This window comes from Agrococcus citreus (genome assembly GCF_039527715.1).
GTDB classification, from domain to species: Bacteria; Actinomycetota; Actinomycetes; order Actinomycetales; family Microbacteriaceae; genus Agrococcus; species Agrococcus citreus.
In genome coordinates this window covers 42,664-59,693 of sequence record NZ_BAAAKK010000004.1, presented here as the reverse complement: position 1 = coordinate 59,693, position 17,030 = coordinate 42,664, and the positions used below count along the sequence as shown (strand labels likewise).

Below are 17,030 nucleotides of genomic sequence, written 5' to 3'. Positions count from 1 at the left end.
CACGATCGCGAGGTCGGCGCCCGGCTCGGTCAAGCGGATGCCGCCGACGGTCGAGACGTAGACGTCGGCGCCGCCGAGGTGCAGGTTCGCGTGCCGCTCGAGCACCGCGAGCACCATCGCGACGCGGGATGCGTCGACGCCGTTCACGACCCGGCGCGGCTGCGCGGTCGACGACTTCACGACGAGGGCCTGCACCTCGACCGGGATCGCCCTGCGTCCCTCGAGCGTCACCGTGACGCACGTGCCCGCGAGCGGCGTCGTCGAGCGCGAGAGGAAGAGCCCGGAGGGATCGGGCACCTCGACGATGCCGTCGCCGGTCATCTCGAAGCAGCCCACCTCATCGGTCGGTCCGAAGCGGTTCTTCGAGGCGCGCACGAAGCGCAGCGCCGTCTGCCGGTCGCCGTCGAAGTGCGCGACGACGTCGACGAGGTGCTCGAGCAGCCGCGGGCCGGCGACCGAGCCGTCCTTCGTGACGTGGCCGACGAGCAGCAGCGGGATGCCCGCGTCCTTCGCGGCGCGCGTGAGGGCGGCCGCGACGTCGCGCACCTGGCTCGGCCCCCCCGCGAGCGCCTCGTTCTCGGCGTTCGCGACCGTCTGCACCGAGTCGATGATGACGAGCTCGGGCGCGGTGTCGCGGATCTGGCCGAGGATCGTCGCGAGGTCGGTCTCGCTCGCGAGGTAGAGCTGCGGCTCGAGCGCGCCCGTGCGCTCGGCGCGCAGCCGCACCTGTGCGAGCGACTCCTCGCCCGAGACGTAGAGCACGCGCCGCCCTGAGTGCGCGGCCTTCGCCGCGACCGCGAGCAGCAGCGTCGACTTGCCGACGCCGGGCTCGCCAGAGCACAGCACGACGGCGCCGGGCACGATGCCGCCGCCGAGCACGCGGTCGAACTCGGCGATGCCCGACGGCCAGCGCGGCGCCTCGGCCGTCTGCAGCTCGGTGATGGGGCGCGCCGCGCGGTCGGACGGCACCGCGGCCGGCGCCACGCGCTTCGCCTGCACGCCCGCCTCGCCGACGGTGCCCCACTGCTGGCACTCGCCGCAGCGCCCCACCCACTTGAGGGTCGTCCATCCGCACTCGGAGCAGCGGTATGCGGATGCCTTGGCCATATGAGCGAGGCTATCGGCGACCACCCACGCGGCCGGGCGACGCTCCCCAGGGGCCCGCTCGAGCGGCGGCGGACGGCGGCGGGCGCACCGGCATCGCAAGCATTGGCGCAAATTTCCGTTCGGAGTGGGCGTCGAGCGGCTACCGTGACCCCATGCTCACCGTCGGCTCCATCGTGATCCGCTGCTCCGACCTCGAGCGCCAGCTGCTGTTCTGGACCGCTGCGCTCGACTACGAGCCGCGCCTCCCGCTCGACGACGACTTCGCGCTGCTGCGCCCGCGCTCCGGCGCCGGCACCAACGTCTCGCTCGACGCCGTGCCGTCCGAGCGTGTGCTGCCGCCGCGCATCCATCTCGACCTCTACGCCGACGACCAGGCCCTCGAGGTCGAGCGGCTCGAGGCGCTCGGCGCGCAGCTCGTGCACTGGCCGAAGCGCCCGGCCGACGCCGACTTCCTGATCATGGAGGACCCCGAGGGCAACCGCTTCTGCGTCGTCGACGCCTCGCCAGGGGAGGCGGCATGAGCGCGCACGTGCGCGAGGCGACGGTCGCCGACTCCGCCGGCATCGCGAGGGTCCGGATCGAGACGTGGCGCGCCGCCTACCGCGGCCTCGTCCCGCAGGAGGTGCTCGACCGGCTGAACGTCGAGCGCGAGACCATCCTGCGCATCGAGCGGTGGGAGGAGCACCACGCGCACGCGGGGGCGCACGACCTCGTCGCCGTCGCCGACGGCGAGGTGGTCGGTTGGGCCTTCGCCGGGCCCGCGCGCGATCCCGATCCGCCAGCCACCGGCGAGCTCTACGCCATCTACGCGATCGCGGAGCGCTGGTCGCGCGGCGTCGGCCATGCGCTGCTGACGGAGGTCGAGCGGCGCCTCATCGCCGACGGGCACGAGGGCGCCTACCTCTGGGTGCTCGACGGGAACGCTCGAGCCGCCGCCTTCTACGAGACGCACGGCTGGCACGCCGACAGCGGCCGGAAGGTCGAGGAGGGGATGCACGAGGTGCGCCGCGTGCGCTCGTTCACCGAGCGGTTGGGCTCAGCGCCGACGTTCGTGTAGGATCGTCCCTTGGTGACGTGTCCGAGCGGCCGAAGGTGCCACTCTCGAAAAGTGGTGTGGAGTAACCCTCCACCGTGGGTTCAAATCCCACCGTCACCGCCAACGACGAAGGCCCCGCATCCCGAGAGGGAGCGGGGCCTTCGTCATGCGCGCTGCGATCCGCGATCGAGCAGCATGAGGTGCTCGGGATGCGGCACCGGCATGAAGCCGACGTGCTCGTACAGCTCGTGCGCGTCGTGGGTCGCGAGCATGACGCGCAGCAGCTGCATCGGCGCGATCGTGTCGACGACGGAACGCGCCAGCATGTGTCCGACGCCCTCGCCGCGACGGGCGCGGTCGACGTAGACGTCGCACAGCCACGCGAACGTGGCGCGATCGGTCACGACGCGCGCGTAGCCGCACAGCGCCCCGTCGGCGTCGAAGGCGCCGAAGTTCAGCGAGCCCTCGGCGGCTCGCTGCACCGTCTCGCGCGAGCGCCCGATCGCCCAGTAGCTGTCGGTCGAGAGCCAGCGGTGGACGGTGTCGAGGTCGATCCTGCCGAGGTCGGTGTCGACGGAGAAGCGGTGCGCAGTGGTCACGCGACGACTCTACGGACCGCGCACCCTCACGCCGGACGCCTAGCGGCGCCTGCCGGGCCCAGGGCGGCCCGACCTGCCCGGCCCGCCGGGTCGTCGCGGCCGGTTCGGGCGCGGCGGCTGCCTCGGCTTCGACGACGGCGGCTTCCCGCCGGTCGCCGACTGCCCCGGCTCGACGCTGTGCTCGCGGTCGGCGCCGCGCGACGAGCCGGGCTTCCGCCCCCGGGCGATGCCGATGAGCTCCTGGTGCAGCGGGGAGTCGGCGCTCTGCAGCCACGCGAGCGCGATCGTCGTGGGCTCGACGTCGGTGACGACGCGATGCCGCGTCTGGTCGCCGCCGAGCGCGCGCGCGACCGACATCGGCACGATCGCGAGCCCCGCGCCCGAGGCCACGACCTCGAGCAGCTGTGCCTGCGTCATGCCGCCCGGCTCGAGCATCGTCTCGCCCTCGAGGTCGGCGAGCGTGACCGACTCGAACGCGACGATCGGGTGCCCCTTCGGGGAGACCACGACCGGCAGCTCGTCGTAGAGCGCCACGACGTGCAGCTCCTCGGCCTCGGCCGCCGGCGCGAGCGGCATTCGCGCGAGCAGCGCGTCGACGCGCGCCTCGCGCAGCGCGCCCAGCGCATCCGCCTCGTCGACGGTCACCAGGTCGATCGGCACGTCGGGCATCCGCTCGCGCCACACGCGCATCCACTTCGCGGGCGTGACGCCGGGCACACCGCCGAGTCGGAACCGATCCATGCGCTCAGTCTGACGGTTCGCGGCGCCGCCCGTGACGGGGCTCAGACGCGCTCGAGGAAGGCGACGACGTCGGCGAGCTCCTCGGCGACGATCGAGTGGGCGCGCGGGTAGGTGCGCCGGTCGACGTCGAAGTGCGCGTCGAGCCACGGGGAGGAGCGCTCGATCTTGTCGCGGTGGATGACGTCGTCGAGCTCGCCGATCGTGGTGAGGAGGGGGATGCGCGGGTCGCGGGCGGCGAGCGCGGCATCGCCGGGCAGCGCGCCGTCGTGCACGAACGAGGCGAGGTGCACGACCGACGCGAAGCGCTCGGGGGCGAGCCTCGCGAGCTGCACCGCCATCGCGCCGCCCTGCGAGAAGCCGAGCAGGTGCACGCGCTCGAAGCGGCGCTCGAGGCTGTCGAGCCAGCGCAGCACGGCGTCGGCGGATGCGTCGATCGCCTCGTGGTCGTCGCTGTCGACGGGCGAGAAGTCGAACCAGGCGAAGCCGCCGCCATAGGGGAGCGGGGCGCGCAGCGAGGCGATCGTGAAGCGCTCCGGCAGGTGCGGGGCAAGCCCGAACAGGTCGCCCTCGTGCGAGCCGAGGCCGTGCATGACGACGAGCAGGTCGTCGCCCGCGCCCTCGCGCCACTGCACCGCATCCGCGTCGATCTGCTGCATGGGAGCCCCCTCCGACGGGCCGAGCCCGGCTGCTCGCGCCATCGATGACACCGTAGCCTCGAAGCATGAAGGGCGACGCATGACGAGCACCTCGGCGACCACGAGGATCATGCCGTCGGTGCCCGCTCGCGGCGGCAGCCGCCGGCCCACGCGCGGCAAGCGCATCGGCCGTGTCGTCTCGCTCGACGCCGCGCGCGGACTGCTCGTGCTCGCGACCGTCGTCTGGCTCGGCGCGCCGCGACGGCCGTTCGCGGCGTCCGAGCCGTGGGGCGCCGTCGGCCTCGACGCGTTCGCGCTGCCCGCCTTCGCGGTGATCGCCGGCTGCGCGTTCGCGATGGCGCAGCACCGGCAGTGGACGAGCGGCGGGCGCGTGCTCGTCCGGTCGGGCCTGCTCCTGCTCATCGGACTCGCGCTCGCGGCCGCGGCCGCGCTCATCTCCGGCGCTGCCGCCGGGATCCCCTTCGATGCCGCGGCGGGCACGCTCGGCGGCCTCGAACGGCTCCGCGTCGCCGGTCCGCTGCTGCAGCTCGGCATCGCGACCGCGGTCCTCGGCCTGTTCGGGCTGCTCGCGACCACCTGGGTCGGCTGGGTGTGGGCGACCGTCATCGCGACCGCGATCGGCTCGGGCGTGCTGTGGCTGAGCGCCGGTCTCTGCGGCATGACAGGCGGTGGGCTGAGCGACGCGTGCGGCCCCGCCGCACTGCTCGTCGGCGGCATCGCGGATGCGGCCGGCGCGCCCGCCGATCCGCAGATCACGCAGGCGGTCGCGACGGTGATCGCCGGCCTCGGCCTCGCGCTGCCGGGCGCGGCCGGCGCGGCGCTCGTGCACGCGCTGCTGCGCGCCCGCAGCGTCAAGGCCCGCCAGCGCGCCCGCGTCGTCGGCTACGGGCTGCTCGCCGCCGTGCTGTTCGGCGTGCTCGGCATCCTCGCGTACTTCACGCCGACCGTGTGGGGGCAGCAGCCGCTCGAGCCGGCGACCGCGCTCTGGACGCCGCCGCTCACCCTCGCCGTCGCGAGCCTCGCCGCAGTGCTCGCGTGCGTCGTGCATCCGTCGATCGACACCGACCTGCGCGGCGGCACGTCGGCGCTCGGCGCCTTCGCCGAGCCGTTCGCCGCCGTCGGGCGCATCAGCCTGCTCGCGGTCGGCGCGACGCTCGCGGTGCGCACGCTGCTCGAGGCGATGCCCGACCCCGACCCGGTCGGCTGGTTCGCGGCGCTCGGCGACATCCCGTCGATCGTGCTGGGGCTGCTCGTCGCGGCGCTGTGGATCGGTGTGGCGCTCTGGGCCGACCGCGGCGGGCACCGCTTGCGTCCCTGAACCCGCGCATCCGCTCCGGCAGGCACAATGGGGCCATGGCCGTCCGCACCCCCGACCCCAATCCAGGCTGGCTGAGCGACGAGGAGCTGCAGCAGGCGCGCGAGCGACTGCCCATCCTCTACGTCGAAGCCATCCCGGTGCGCCTCGACGGCATCGGGCAGGTGAAGGAGGTCGGGCTGCTGCTGCGCATGAACGACCACAGCCAGATGACCCGCACGATCGTGTCGGGCCGTGTCATGCGCGGCGAGCGCGTGCGCGACGCGCTGTACCGCCACCTCGAGAAGGACCTCGGGCCCATGGCGTTCCCGCAGCTGCCCGCGAGCCCCGTCCCGTTCCACATCGCCGAGTACTTCCCGATCCACGGCGACGGGCTCTACTCCGACGATCGGCAGCACGCGGTCTCGCTCTGCTACATCGTGCCGGTCACCGGCACGTGCGACCCGCGGCAGGACGCCCTCGAGCTCACGTGGCTCACTCCGGAGGCGGCCGCCTCCGAGCTCATCGCCACCGAGATGGAGGGCGGACGCGGCAGCCTCGTGCGCGCCGCGCTCGCCCACTGCGGGGCGCTCCGGTAACGAGCGCTCGCGAGGCGCGCGCGAGGGCGCTCGCGTTCGGGATGCGCTCGGCCGGCATCCGTAGGCTTGTCGCTATGAGCGCTCAGTACCAGGTGACCCTCGAGTGGGGCGCCGCGGCGATGCGGGCCACCGCCGCCGACGTGGTCGTGATCGCCGACGCCGATCGCGGCGCGGCGACCGAGGAGCTGCACGACCTCGCGCCGCGCACGTCGCTCGTGCTCGATGCGACGCTCGCGAGCGCATCCGCCGTCGCTCGTGCCGCGCTCGACGAGCAGGAGCGGCGCGGCGACCGCGTCTCGATCGGCATCGTCGCCGCGGGCGATCGCTGGGACGATGGTTCGCTGCGGCCGAGCGCCGCCGACCTGCTCGTCGCCGGCCGGGTCGTCGACGAGCTCGCCGACCTCGGCATCGACTTCCACAGCCCCGCGTGCGCCGTCGCGTGCGCGGCAGCCGTCGGCCTGCGCGGCGCGACGGAGGCGCTCGTCGCCGCCGAAGCCGCCTCGCGGCAGCCGACCGATCACAGAGCAGGTGCCGCACGATGAGCTGGCAGGCCGACCCCGCACGCTACGACCGCATGCAGTACCGCCGCGCCGGCGCATCCGGCCTGAAGCTGCCGCTCCTGACCCTCGGCATGTGGCACAACTTCGGCGACGACGTGCCGCTCGAGCGGCAGCGCGACCTGCTCACGACCGCCTTCGACCGCGGCATCACCCACTTCGACCTCGCGAACAACTACGGCCCGCCGTTCGGTGCCTCCGAGCTGAACTTCGGCCGCGTGATGGCGAGCGAGCTGAAACCGCACCGCGACGAGATCCTCGTGACGACGAAGGCCGGCTGGGACATGTGGCCAGGCCCCTACGGCATGGGCGGCAGCCGCAAGTACCTCATCGCGAGCCTCGACCAGTCGCTCGAGCGCATGGGACTCGACCACGTCGACATCTTCTACCACCACCGTCCCGACCCCGAGACACCGCTCGAGGAGACGATGGCGGCGCTCGACCACATCGTGCGCACAGGTCGCGCGCTCTACGTGGGCGTCTCGAGCTACTCGGCGGACGAGACGCGCCAGGCACATGCGATCCTCGACTCGCTCGGCACCCCGCTGACCATCCACCAGCCGTCGTACTCGATGCTGAACCGCTGGATCGAGCGGGATGGCCTGCTCGACGCCGCGGGCGAGCTCGGCGTCGGCGTCATCGGGTTCACGGCGCTCGCGCAGGGCCTGCTGACGGGCAAGTACCTCGACGGCGTGCCCGCCGACTCGCGCGCCGCGAAGGGGAGCGCCCGCAAGCCGCTCGACCCGACCGTCTCGCCCGACGCGATCGAGCGCATCCGCGGCCTTGCCCGCATCGCCGAGGAGCGAGGGCAGTCGCTCGCGCAGCTCGCGCTCGCGTGGGCGCTGCGCGACCCGCGCGTGACGTCGCTCACGATCGGCGCCTCGCGCGTCGAGCAGCTCGAGCAGAACCTGGGCGCCCTCGACCGCCTCGACTTCACGGCGGACGAGCTCGCGGCGATCGACGAGCTCGCGCAGGACGAGCCGGGCATCGACCTCTGGGCGCAGGCGCGAGACTCTCGCGGCTGACGCCGTCGGCCGCGAGAGGTGCACGCTGTTGCTGCCTCGACCGCGGGTAGGCCGCAAGAGCGTGCACATGCCCGCGGGCTCGATCGTGCGGTGTGCACGCTGTTGCTGCCTCGACCGGGAGTAGACCGCAAGAGCGTGCACACGACCCCGCGCGGCCTGAACCGAGATCGGACCGCGGGAGCGTGCACACGAGGCGGGCGACCCTCATGAGCGGCGGGCGAGCGCTCCCCGCACTCGCCTCGCGCATCGCTCGCCGCCGCGGGCGAGGTCGGCCTTCGTGATGCGCACGACGATCCATCCGGCTGCCTCGAGCATCTCGTAGCGCAGGATGTCCTGCGCCCAGCGCTGGGGGTCGAGGTGCCCCTCGCCCTCGTACTCCACCGCGACCTTCAGCTCCGGGTAGCCGAGATCGGGGTGCAGCTCGATGCCGTCGACGATGACGAGCGGATGCACGACGGGCTCGGGCAGGCCGGCGAGCGCGATGCAGCGGCGCGTGATCGTCTCGAAGCGGGAGTCCACGCCGACTCGAGCATCGGCGGCCGCGGCCCGCAGCGCAGCGGCCCCTCGCAGGCCGACGCACCGCTCGATGAACTCGGCGAGCCGTGCCGGCGTCGCGTGCGGCCGCCGCGGCAGCTCGAGATCGGGGTAGCGCTGGGAGTCGGTGAGCAGCGCGTCGACGACGTGGACGAGGTGCTCGTGGTCGAGATCTCCCGCCAGGATGAGGGCCGTGGCTGCCGGGGCGAGCAGACGCAGCCCGCGGTGCTCGGTGAAGTCGAGCTTCGAGCCGTCGACCGAGATGTGCCGGGTGCCGCTCGCCCGGCCGCGCGTCGAGCCGTGCGACCTGGCGATGACGAGCGGCTCCTCCGATGACCACTCGGTCGGGAGGGGGATGCCCCAGAGGCGCGCAGCGGTGATGCCGGCGAAGCCGTGATGGGCAGGCATGCACGCCCCGTAGGCGGCGGCGACGTCGACGAGTCGCTCAGCGCTCGCCGTCCGCACGCCGCGGAAGGGTGCGACGAGGTCGCCGCTGCGGACGCGCGCACGGGTCACACCGGCGCGCACGGCGTCGTCGACGAGGAAGGGGCCGCCCGCGAACGGGTCGGGCAGCGGTGAGGGTGCTGGCACGGCGGCACTGTGCCCCGGGACGGTCGACCGCCGCTGTGTCGGCCGCGCCGCCTGTGGAGAGCCGAGCGGCCGGCCGCGCTGTCTGTGGAGAGCCGAGCTACCGGCCGCGCCACGCGCGCCCGCCGCCCGCCCACCGTGCCGCACGCAGCGCGACTCGCGGGTGTCGCGTGTCCGTGGCCGCGGCTAGCGTGTCGGCCATGACGGCGACGGAGCCACGCACATCCGGAGAGCGCACGTTCATGCACGTGCTGGTCAACACCGCGCTCGCGAACCTCACCACGAGCTTCCTGTGGTTCGGCCTCACGTTCTGGGTCTACCTCGAGACGCGCTCGGTGCTCGCGACCGGCATCATCGGCGGCGCCTACATGCTGTTCGTCGCCTTCGGCAGCATGCTCTTCGGCACGATCGTCGACCACCACCGCAAGCTGCGCGTCATGCTGCTCTCGGGCTCGGTCACGCTGCTCGCGTTCTCGCTCGCGGGCGCCATGTACCTGCTGCTGCCCGAGCCGTCGCTCCTCGACCTCGGGGCGCCGTGGTTCTGGCTCTTCACCGCGATCATCCTCGCTGGCGCGGTCGTCGAGCACATGCGCAACATCGCGCTCTCGACGACCGTGACGATGCTCGTCCCCGACGAGCGGCACGCGAACGCCAACGGCATGGTCGGCACGGTGCAGGGCATCGCCTTCATCGTCACGAGCGTGTTCTCGGGCCTCGCGATCGGCAGGCTCGGCATGGGGTGGACGATCGCGATCGCCATCGCGCTGACCGCCGTCAGCCTCGCCCACCTGATGACGCTGCGGGTGCCCGAGGACGTGGTCGCGCTCGACGACGACGACACGGTGCGCGGCATCGACATGCGCGGCTCGATCCGCGCGGTGCTCGCGATCGGGGGCCTCTTCGCGCTCATCGTCTTCTCGACGTTCAACAACCTCATCGGCGGCGTCTACATGGCGCTCATGGACCCGTACGGCCTCGAGCTGTTCACCGTCGAGATGTGGGGCGTCGTCTTCGGCGTCGCGTCGACCGGCTTCATCGTCGGCGGCCTCGCGATCGCGAAGTTCGGGCTCGGCAAGCGCCCCATCCGCACCCTGCTCCTCGTCGTCATGGCGATGGGCGTGCTCGGCGCGCTCTTCACGATCCGCGAGTGGTGGTGGCTCTACGCGGCCGGCATCTGGCTCTACATGTGCCTCATCCCCGCTGCCGAGGCGGCGGAGCAGACCATCATCCAGCGGGTCGTGCCGATGTCGCGCCAGGGTCGCGTCTTCGGGTTCGCGATGGCCTTCGAATCGGCGGCCGCACCCATCACCGCGTTCCTCATCGCGCCGATCGCGGAGTTCTGGATCATCCCGTGGGCGCGCTCCGAGTCGGGGTCCGCGGCGCTCGAGCCGCTGCTCGGCACCGGTGTGGCTCGCGGCATCGCGCTCGTCTTCCTCGCGGCCGGCATCATCATGGTCATCGCGGCGGCGCTCGCGCTGCTGACGAAGTCGTACCGGCGCATCAGCGCGTCCTACGACGCGTCGGCGCCGACCGCCGCCGAGGGCGACGGGCCTGAGGCGACCGCTGCCGCAGCCGGCGCGGCGGCGGGCGCGGTCGGTGCTGCGCCCGAGCGGTCGGATGCCACGCCGCGGTCTGGCGGTCAGTCGTCGATGCGCTCGGTGAGCGACGACGGCAGCGCGGCCGACCCGAGGTAGGCCGACCGCACCGGCGGCGGGGAGTCCGTCGCGGTCGCATCGCGCACCGGCGCGGGCGCGGTGTCGGCGACGAAGCGCGCGAGCCGCCGGCCGTCGACGACCGCGGCAGGCGGCCGTCCGACGCGCACGCCGTCTCGGATGCGCTCGGTCGGCAGCGGCGCATCGCTCGCGACGAGCACGAGGTTGCTGTGCCGGGCGCCCGCGAGCGTGGATCCGGTGGAGATGAGCGCGACGTGCGCGAACACCGCCTGCAGCGTGGCGATCTGGCTGCGCACGAAGCGCAGCGGCGGCCCGTCGGCGGAGTTCACGACGAGCGCGCCGCCGGGGACGAGCGCGGCGCGAGCAGCTGCGAAGCACTCGACGGTCGTGAACGGCGCCGGCACCCGACCGGCGCCGAAGACGTCGATCGTGACGAGCGCGACCGGCGAGGCCACGCTCTCGAGCACCGCGCGCCCGTCGCCGACGACGACCTCGATGCCCGGCGGCAGCGGCGCGCCCTCGGCGACGAGCTCGACGAGCCGGGGCTCGAGCTCGACGACGCGCTGCCGCAGGTGCGGCAGGGCGTGCTGCAGAGCGCGGGGCAGCGCGGCGGCGCCACCGCCGAGGTGGAGTGCCTCCGCGCCCGCCGGGAACGGTGCGAGCGCGGCGAGCGAGGCCGCGAGCATCCAGCGGTGCGAGACGTGGCGGGGCGGGGCGCCCGGCGCGCCGAGGTGCGACTGCTCGATGCCGTCGATGACGAGCACGAGCCCGTGCTCGTCGGGCCGCAGGATCGCCTCGAGCCCGTTCGACAGCGACCGTCGCGACGCTCCGCCCCGGTCGCTCATGCGGCGGCGACCCGGCGCTGCCAGCGGATCTCGACCACCCGGCGCGCGGAGCGCGAGCACGCCCGGCACGCGTAGCGACCGCGCGGCGCACGGAAGCGCACGTGCTCGTGCCCGCCCGGGCACGAGCCGACCCAGCCGGCCCGCTCCGCGGCGATCTCGCCCTGGTGGGTGCGGCCCCCGACGTAGCCGAGCTCGCGCGCGGTGCGCTGCCAGCGCGGTCCGTGGCCGGCCGTCGGCCCGGCCATCGCGTGGGCGACCTCGTGCAGCAGCGTCTGGTGCACCTCGTCGTCGTCCCAGCGCGCGGCGAGGTGCTTCGAGACGGTGATGCGACGCTGCGTGTAGTTCGTCAGCCCCGCGCGCTTCGCGGCGCGGTCGAAGCCGAACGACCAGCTGTCGTCGAGGTGCAGGCGGATGAGCGCCTCGGCCCAGACGCGCACGCGCTCGAGATCTGCCACCGCACCGCTCCCTCCGCCTGCCAGCCCGACGATCCGGGCCTCACTCCGACCTGGCGAGCATGCCAGCCGCCGCTCGCTCGACGCGAACCGGCGGCCGTCGCCTGTGGATGGGCGTCAGCGCCCGCCCCAGATCGGGTGCGTCGCGCGCGGCACGTCCTGCTCCGCGCGGAGCGCCTCGGTCTGGGCGCGGTCTGTCGCGACGAGCAGGGCCACCTCGGCGGCCTGCAGCTGCTCGGCCGGCAGCTCGGCCTCGCGGCACAGCTCGACCGCCACGGTGAAGTCGATGCACGCCTCGTGCCACTGGTGCAGGGCGAAGTGCACGGTGCCGCGCTGCTGCAGCGCGTGCGCCCACAGCTCGACCCAGTCGTTCGAGCGCGACTCGGCGATGAGCGCCGTGCACTCGCGCAGCGCGGTGCGCAGGTCACCGCGCGTCTGCACGACGGATGCGCGCAGCAGCCGAGCCTCGGCGACGCGGTCGCGCGAGCCGGATGCGCGGGCCATCGTGACCGCCTCGGTCGCGGCGGCGAGCGCCTCGTCGAGCCGGCCGATGCTCTCGAGCAGCCACGCGCGCTCCGACACCGCGGCGAGCGAGCGCTCGCGGCCGAGCTGGCGCAGCCTGCGGCCCGCGGCCGCGACATCGACGGCGTTCCGCAGCGCGGTCTGGTCGTAGCCGATCGACTCGCTCATCCCCACATCGTCGCGCATGCGCGACGATTCCCCGGGAGCACGCGCCGTGCGTCCCGTCAGCCGAAGATGCCCCGGCTCGGCGCGGGGCTCGGCGTGGCGTCGGCATCGCGCGCAGGCGAGGCGCCGCCGAGGAAGCGCCGCAGCTCGGCGCCCGCGACGACCTTGCCGGGCAGCGGGTCGCGGCGCAGGGCCCGGCCGAGCGCGTCGAGGTCGGGCAGCTCGCGGCCCGCGATCGCGACCACGTTGCCGAATCGCCTGCCCTTGAGCATGCCCGGGTCGGCGAGCGCCGCGGCGTGGTCGTGCACCTCGAGCAGGGCGGCGAGCTGCCGCTTCGCGAACGCGAGGGTGCGGTCGTCGGCGATGTTGACGACCACGACGCCTGTCGGCGCGAGCAGGTCGCGCACGAGCGCGTGGAACTCGACCGTCGTCACGTGCGCCGGCGTCTGGGAGCCCGAGAACACATCCACCACCACGAGGTCGACCGCGCCGCGCAGTCCTCCCGGCAGTCGCGACAGCTGCTCGCGCGCGTCGCCGTACCGCACCCGAACGCTCGCGCCCCGAGGCAGGGGCGCCACCTCGCGAACGAGCTCGACGAGCAGCGGCTCGAGCTCGATGACCTGCTGGCGGGAGCCGGGCCTCGTCGCATCGACGTAGCGGGGGAGCGTGAGCGCGCCGGCGCCGAGGTGGACGGCGGTGAGAGGCCCCGCGGGCAGCTCGTCGATCACGTGGCCGATCTGCTGCACGTACTCGTAGACGAGCAGCTCGGGGCGATCGGGGTCGACGTGCGACTGCGGCGTGCCGTCGACCACGAGCTGCCAGCCCGTCGAGGCGAAGCGCATCTCGGCGTGCAGGCCGCTGGAGAGTCGGCGGCTGGGGGTGCTCACGTGCACCATTGTCGCGGCATCCGCCGCGCACCGACCCGCGATCGGGCACGCGCTACCATCGTGCCCCGGGAGCACGCCCGGCGACACGCCGTGGCGGCTGGACACCGGGGCGCGCGGGGCGTAAGGTGATTCTTTGCGCTCACTGACATCCCCTCTGCCTTCATATTGCGGTCGGCACGCGCCCGAACAGGGCGCTTCAGGGTGTTGACGAGTCTCTCACCGACGACACGATCCCGGGAAGACCCGCAACCCTTCCCGGCCCGGAGGTATCTGCCTTGGCTGAACTGAGCCCCAAGACCGGTCGGCGCGCAAGCCGACTGAGCTTCGCGCACATCTCGGAAACACTGACCGTCCCCGACCTTCTGGCGCTCCAGACCGAGAGCTTCGAATGGCTCATCGGCGACGACGCCTGGAAGGCGCGGCTCGACCTCGCGAACGCGGAGGGTCGTGAGGACGTCCCCGCGCACTCGGGGCTCGAGGAGATCTTCGAGGAGATCTCGCCCATCGAGGACCTGAGCGAGAAGATGCAGCTCTCCTTCTCGGAGCCGGTGCTCGATGTGCCCAAGTACACGATCGACGAGTGCAAGGAGCGCGGCAAGACGTACGCCGCGCCGCTGTACGTGTCGGCCGAGTTCATGAACCACGAGACGGGCGAGATCAAGTCGCAGACCGTCTTCATGGGCGACTTCCCGCTCATGACCGAGAAGGGCACGTTCATCGTGAACGGCACCGAGCGCGTCGTCGTCTCGCAGCTCGTGCGCAGCCCCGGTGTCTACTTCGACCGCACCCCCGAGAAGAACTCCGACAAGGACGTCTACTCGGCTCGCGTCATCCCGAGCCGCGGCGCCTGGCTCGAGTTCGAGATCGACAAGCGCGACGCCGTCGGCGTGCGCATCGACCGCAAGCGGAAGCAGTCGGTCACGGTCTTCCTCAAGGCGCTCGGCATGACCGCCGAGGACATCGCCAAGGAGTTCGCCGGCTACGAGTCGATCATCGCGACGCTCGAGAAGGATGCGCCGATGTCGAAGGAGGACGCCCTCCGCGACATCTACCGCAAGCTGCGTCCGGGCGAGCAGGTCGCCGCCGAGGCCGCCCGCGCGCTGCTCGACAACTTCTACTTCAACCCGAAGCGCTACGACCTCGCGAAGGTCGGCCGCTACAAGATCAACCGCAAGCTCGGCATCGACGTGCCCATGAGCGACTCGGTGCTCTCGGTCGAGGACATCGTCGCGACGATCAAGTACCTCGTCGCGCTGCACGCCGAGCAGTCGACCCTCCCGGGCGTCCGCAAGGGCGAGCCCGTCGACATCCGCCTCGACATCGACGACATCGACCACTTCGGCAACCGTCGCATCCGCGCCGTCGGCGAGCTCATCCAGAACCAGGTCCGCACGGGCCTGGCACGCATGGAGCGCGTCGTCCGCGAGCGCATGTCGACGCAGGACATCGAGGCGATCACGCCCCAGACGCTCATCAACGTGCGTCCGGTCTCGGCTGCGATCAAGGAGTTCTTCGGCACCTCGCAGCTGTCGCAGTTCATGGACCAGAACAACCCGCTCGCGGGTCTGACCCACAAGCGCCGCCTGTCGGCGCTCGGCCCCGGCGGCCTCTCGCGAGAGCGCGCCGGCGTCGAGGTCCGTGACGTCCACCCCTCGCACTACGGCCGCATGTGCCCGATCGAGACGCCGGAAGGCCCGAACATCGGCCTCATCGGCTCGCTCGCGACCTTCGCGCGCATCAACTCGTTCGGCTTCATCGAGACGCCGTACCGCCGGGTCGTCGACGGCGTGGTCTCCGAGCACATCGACTACCTGACCGCGTCGGAGGAGGACGAGTTCGTCGTCGCCCACGCGAACAACCGCCTCAACGCGAAGCAGCAGTTCATCGAGCCGCGCGTCGTCGCCCGTCGCAAGGGCGAGGAGGTCGAGCTCGTCGTCCCGACCGAGGTCGACTACATGGATGTCTCGCCGCGCCAGATGGTGTCGGTCGCGACGAGCCTCATCCCGTTCCTCGAGCACGACGACGCGAACCGCGCCCTCATGGGTGCGAACATGCAGCGCCAGGCGGTGCCGCTCGTCCGCAGCGAGTCGCCGTTCGTCGGCACCGGCATGGAGGGCTTCGCGGCCATCGACTCCGGTGACGTCATCACGGCCGATGCGGCCGGCGTGGTCGCCGAGGTCTCGGCCGACATGGTCTCGATCCAGCTCGACGAGGGCGGCACGCAGCAGTACTTCCTGCGCAAGTTCGACCGCTCCAACCAGGGCACGTCGTACAACCACCGCGTCATCGTCTCCGCCGGCGACCGGGTCGAGCAGGGCGAGGTCATCGCCGACGGCCCCGCGACGGACCAGGGCGAGCTCGCGCTCGGCCGCAACCTCCTCGTGGCGTTCATGCCGTGGGAGGGCCACAACTACGAGGACGCGATCATCCTCAGCCAGAACCTCGTGAAGGACGACGTGCTCTCGTCGATCCACATCGAGGAGTACGAGGTCGACGCCCGCGACACGAAGCTCGGCAAGGAGGAGGTCACCCGTGACCTCCCCAACGTCGGCCCCGACCTGCTGGCCGACCTCGACGAGCGCGGCATCATCCGCATCGGTGCCGAGGTCGTCCCCGGCGACATCCTGGTCGGCAAGGTCACGCCGAAGGGCGAGACCGAGCTGAGCGCCGAGGAGCGCCTGCTCCGCGCGATCTTCAACGAGAAGAGCCGCGAGGTGCGCGACACGTCGCTCAAGGTGCCTCACGGCGAGCAGGGCACGGTCATCGCGGTCAAGCAGTTCCGCGCTGAGGACGGCGACGACGAGCTCGGCTCGGGCGTGCACGAGAAGGTCGTCGTGTACATCGCGCAGAAGCGCAAGATCACCGAGGGCGACAAGCTCGCCGGCCGTCACGGCAACAAGGGCGTCATCGCGAAGATCCTGCCCGAGGAGGACATGCCGTTCCTCGCGGACGGCACCCCCGTCGACATCGTCCTGAACCCCCTGGGCATCCCGAAGCGCATGAACTTCGGCCAGGTGCTCGAGACGCACCTCGGCTGGATCGCGAAGACGGGCTGGAAGGTCGAGGGCACTCCCGAGTGGGCAGAGGGTCTCGACCCGCGCACGCTCGAGGCGCCCGCCGACACGAAGGTCGCCACGCCGGTGTTCGACGGCGCGACCGAGGAAGCCATCATCGGCCTGCTCGACGCGACGCTGCCCACGCGCGACGGTCAGCGACTCGTCGACGGCTCCGGCAAGGCGAACCTCTTCGACGGCCGCTCCGGAGAGCCGTACCCGTACCCGATCTCGGTCGGCTACATGTACATCCTCAAGCTCCACCACCTCGTCGACGACAAGATCCACGCTCGCTCGACGGGCCCGTACTCGATGATCACGCAGCAGCCCCTGGGCGGAAAGGCCCAGTTCGGCGGCCAGCGGTTCGGCGAGATGGAGGTCTGGGCGCTCGAGGCGTACGGCGCCGCGTACACGCTCCAGGAGCTCCTCACCATCAAGTCGGACGACATCGTCGGCCGCGTGAAGGTGTACGAGGCGATCGTCAAGGGCGAGAACATCCAGGAGCCCGGCATCCCCGAGTCCTTCAAGGTGCTCATGAAGGAGATGCAGTCGCTCTGCCTGAACGTCGAGGTGCTCAACGCAGCCGGCGACCTCGTCACGCTCCGCGATGACGAGGATGAGGCGCTGCGCACGGCCGAGGAGCTCGGCATCAACATCTCCAGGCCCGAGATGTCGTCCATTGACGACATCTGATCCG

The 17,030-nt window shown here is 72.4% G+C and carries 17 protein-coding genes and 1 tRNA gene; 9 read left to right on the top strand and 9 right to left on the bottom strand.

What is annotated here, in order from left to right; all coding sequences use genetic code 11:
- On the bottom strand, positions 1–1,107 hold a 1,107-nt coding region (gene radA / locus ABD106_RS07295), incomplete at its 3' end, for a DNA repair protein RadA (RefSeq protein WP_343918895.1).
- Between the two features lie 152 nt (positions 1,108–1,259).
- On the opposite strand from radA, the gene ABD106_RS07290 reads away from it, so the two are divergent.
- The 3 genes from ABD106_RS07290 (at position 1,260) to ABD106_RS07280 (ending at position 2,266) form a co-directional block, all read left to right on the top strand.
- Positions 1,260–1,628, top strand: a complete 369-nt coding sequence (locus ABD106_RS07290; RefSeq protein WP_343918893.1) for a VOC family protein — start codon at positions 1,260–1,262, stop codon at positions 1,626–1,628.
- Positions 1,625–2,164, top strand: a complete 540-nt coding sequence (locus tag ABD106_RS07285; protein ID WP_343918891.1) for a GNAT family N-acetyltransferase — start codon at positions 1,625–1,627, stop codon at positions 2,162–2,164. The genes ABD106_RS07290 and ABD106_RS07285 overlap by 4 nt, the downstream gene beginning before the upstream one ends.
- Positions 2,165–2,175: 11 nt before the next feature.
- Positions 2,176–2,266, top strand: a tRNA-Ser gene (locus tag ABD106_RS07280).
- Positions 2,267–2,307: 41 nt separating this feature from the next.
- Here the strand turns inward: ABD106_RS07280 and ABD106_RS07275 are convergent.
- The 3 genes from ABD106_RS07275 to ABD106_RS07265 are packed head-to-tail and all read right to left on the bottom strand — an operon-like array spanning position 2,308 to position 4,139.
- The gene (locus ABD106_RS07275) at positions 2,308–2,742 is read right to left on the bottom strand and encodes a GNAT family N-acetyltransferase (protein ID WP_343918889.1); all 435 of its coding nucleotides are present in this window, start codon (positions 2,740–2,742) and stop codon (positions 2,308–2,310) included.
- Between the two features lie 39 nt (positions 2,743–2,781).
- Positions 2,782–3,483, bottom strand: a complete 702-nt coding sequence (locus tag ABD106_RS07270) for a LysR family transcriptional regulator substrate-binding protein (RefSeq protein WP_343918887.1) — start codon at positions 3,481–3,483, stop codon at positions 2,782–2,784.
- A 41-nt stretch (positions 3,484–3,524) separates the two neighbouring features.
- A complete protein-coding gene (locus ABD106_RS07265; protein ID WP_343918885.1) occupies positions 3,525–4,139 on the bottom strand; it encodes an alpha/beta hydrolase in 615 nt (204 codons plus the stop codon).
- 79 nt (positions 4,140–4,218) lie between these two features.
- Between ABD106_RS07265 and ABD106_RS07260 the strand changes: the two genes are divergently transcribed.
- The 4 genes from ABD106_RS07260 to mgrA all read left to right on the top strand — a co-directional run bounded on the left by ABD106_RS07260 (position 4,219) and on the right by mgrA (position 7,614).
- Positions 4,219–5,457, top strand: coding sequence for a hypothetical protein (locus ABD106_RS07260; protein ID WP_343918883.1), 1,239 nt, complete (start codon positions 4,219–4,221; stop codon positions 5,455–5,457).
- A 35-nt stretch (positions 5,458–5,492) separates the two neighbouring features.
- Positions 5,493–6,032: an NUDIX hydrolase family protein gene (locus tag ABD106_RS07255; RefSeq protein ID WP_343918881.1), complete on the top strand. Its 540-nt coding sequence runs from the start codon at positions 5,493–5,495 to the stop codon at positions 6,030–6,032.
- 74 nt (positions 6,033–6,106) lie between these two features.
- Positions 6,107–6,574 carry a hypothetical protein gene (locus tag ABD106_RS07250; RefSeq protein WP_343918879.1) on the top strand — a complete coding sequence of 156 codons (468 nt, stop codon included), beginning with the start codon at positions 6,107–6,109 and terminating at the stop codon, positions 6,572–6,574.
- Entirely contained in the window at positions 6,571–7,614 is a 1,044-nt protein-coding gene (gene mgrA, locus ABD106_RS07245; protein WP_343918877.1) for an L-glyceraldehyde 3-phosphate reductase, read from the top strand. Before ABD106_RS07250 ends, mgrA begins: the two co-directional genes overlap by 4 nt.
- 204 nt (positions 7,615–7,818) lie before the next feature.
- On the opposite strand, the gene ABD106_RS07240 is transcribed toward mgrA, so the two are convergent.
- Positions 7,819–8,739, bottom strand: a complete 921-nt coding sequence (locus ABD106_RS07240) for an endonuclease domain-containing protein (RefSeq protein ID WP_343918875.1) — start codon at positions 8,737–8,739, stop codon at positions 7,819–7,821.
- Between the two features lie 197 nt (positions 8,740–8,936).
- On the opposite strand from ABD106_RS07240, the gene ABD106_RS07235 reads away from it, so the two are divergent.
- On the top strand, positions 8,937–10,430 hold the full coding sequence (locus ABD106_RS07235) for an MFS transporter (protein ID WP_343918873.1): 1,494 nt from the start codon (positions 8,937–8,939) through the stop codon (positions 10,428–10,430).
- Here the strand turns inward: ABD106_RS07235 and ABD106_RS07230 are convergent.
- The 4 genes from ABD106_RS07230 to ABD106_RS07215 form a co-directional block, all read right to left on the bottom strand.
- Positions 10,376–11,254 carry a spermidine synthase gene (locus tag ABD106_RS07230; RefSeq protein ID WP_343918871.1) on the bottom strand — a complete coding sequence of 293 codons (879 nt, stop codon included), beginning with the start codon at positions 11,252–11,254 and terminating at the stop codon, positions 10,376–10,378. The two genes, ABD106_RS07235 and ABD106_RS07230, sit on opposite strands and share 55 nt — an antisense overlap.
- On the bottom strand, positions 11,251–11,709 hold the full coding sequence (locus ABD106_RS07225; protein WP_343918870.1) for a SprT-like domain-containing protein: 459 nt from the start codon (positions 11,707–11,709) through the stop codon (positions 11,251–11,253). Before ABD106_RS07225 ends, ABD106_RS07230 begins: the two co-directional genes overlap by 4 nt.
- A gap of 114 nt (positions 11,710–11,823) precedes the next feature.
- Positions 11,824–12,396, bottom strand: coding sequence for a hypothetical protein (locus ABD106_RS07220; protein WP_343918868.1), 573 nt, complete (start codon positions 12,394–12,396; stop codon positions 11,824–11,826).
- Between the two features lie 56 nt (positions 12,397–12,452).
- A complete protein-coding gene (locus ABD106_RS07215) occupies positions 12,453–13,289 on the bottom strand; it encodes a spermidine synthase (protein WP_425545732.1) in 837 nt (278 codons plus the stop codon).
- Positions 13,290–13,555: 266 nt separating this feature from the next.
- Between ABD106_RS07215 and rpoB the strand changes: the two genes are divergently transcribed.
- Positions 13,556–17,026, top strand: a complete 3,471-nt coding sequence (rpoB, locus tag ABD106_RS07210; protein WP_343918864.1) for a DNA-directed RNA polymerase subunit beta — start codon at positions 13,556–13,558, stop codon at positions 17,024–17,026.
- Positions 17,027–17,030 lie beyond the last annotated feature (4 nt).

Coding starts and splice junctions, on each gene's coding strand:
- ABD106_RS07235 (WP_343918873.1), top strand. CDS start 8,937: ATGACGGCGACGGAGCCACGCACATCCGGAGAGCGCACGTTCATGCAC.
- ABD106_RS07250 (WP_343918879.1), top strand. CDS start 6,107: ATGAGCGCTCAGTACCAGGTGACCCTCGAGTGGGGCGCCGCGGCGATG.
- ABD106_RS07230 (WP_343918871.1), bottom strand. CDS start 11,254: ATGAGCGACCGGGGCGGAGCGTCGCGACGGTCGCTGTCGAACGGGCTC.
- ABD106_RS07270 (WP_343918887.1), bottom strand. CDS start 3,483: ATGGATCGGTTCCGACTCGGCGGTGTGCCCGGCGTCACGCCCGCGAAG.
- ABD106_RS07265 (WP_343918885.1), bottom strand. CDS start 4,139: ATGCAGCAGATCGACGCGGATGCGGTGCAGTGGCGCGAGGGCGCGGGC.
- ABD106_RS07290 (WP_343918893.1), top strand. CDS start 1,260: ATGCTCACCGTCGGCTCCATCGTGATCCGCTGCTCCGACCTCGAGCGC.
- ABD106_RS07215 (WP_425545732.1), bottom strand. CDS start 13,289: ATGGTGCACGTGAGCACCCCCAGCCGCCGACTCTCCAGCGGCCTGCAC.
- mgrA (WP_343918877.1), top strand. CDS start 6,571: ATGAGCTGGCAGGCCGACCCCGCACGCTACGACCGCATGCAGTACCGC.
- ABD106_RS07255 (WP_343918881.1), top strand. CDS start 5,493: ATGGCCGTCCGCACCCCCGACCCCAATCCAGGCTGGCTGAGCGACGAG.
- ABD106_RS07220 (WP_343918868.1), bottom strand. CDS start 12,396: ATGAGCGAGTCGATCGGCTACGACCAGACCGCGCTGCGGAACGCCGTC.
- ABD106_RS07285 (WP_343918891.1), top strand. CDS start 1,625: ATGAGCGCGCACGTGCGCGAGGCGACGGTCGCCGACTCCGCCGGCATC.
- ABD106_RS07260 (WP_343918883.1), top strand. CDS start 4,219: ATGACGAGCACCTCGGCGACCACGAGGATCATGCCGTCGGTGCCCGCT.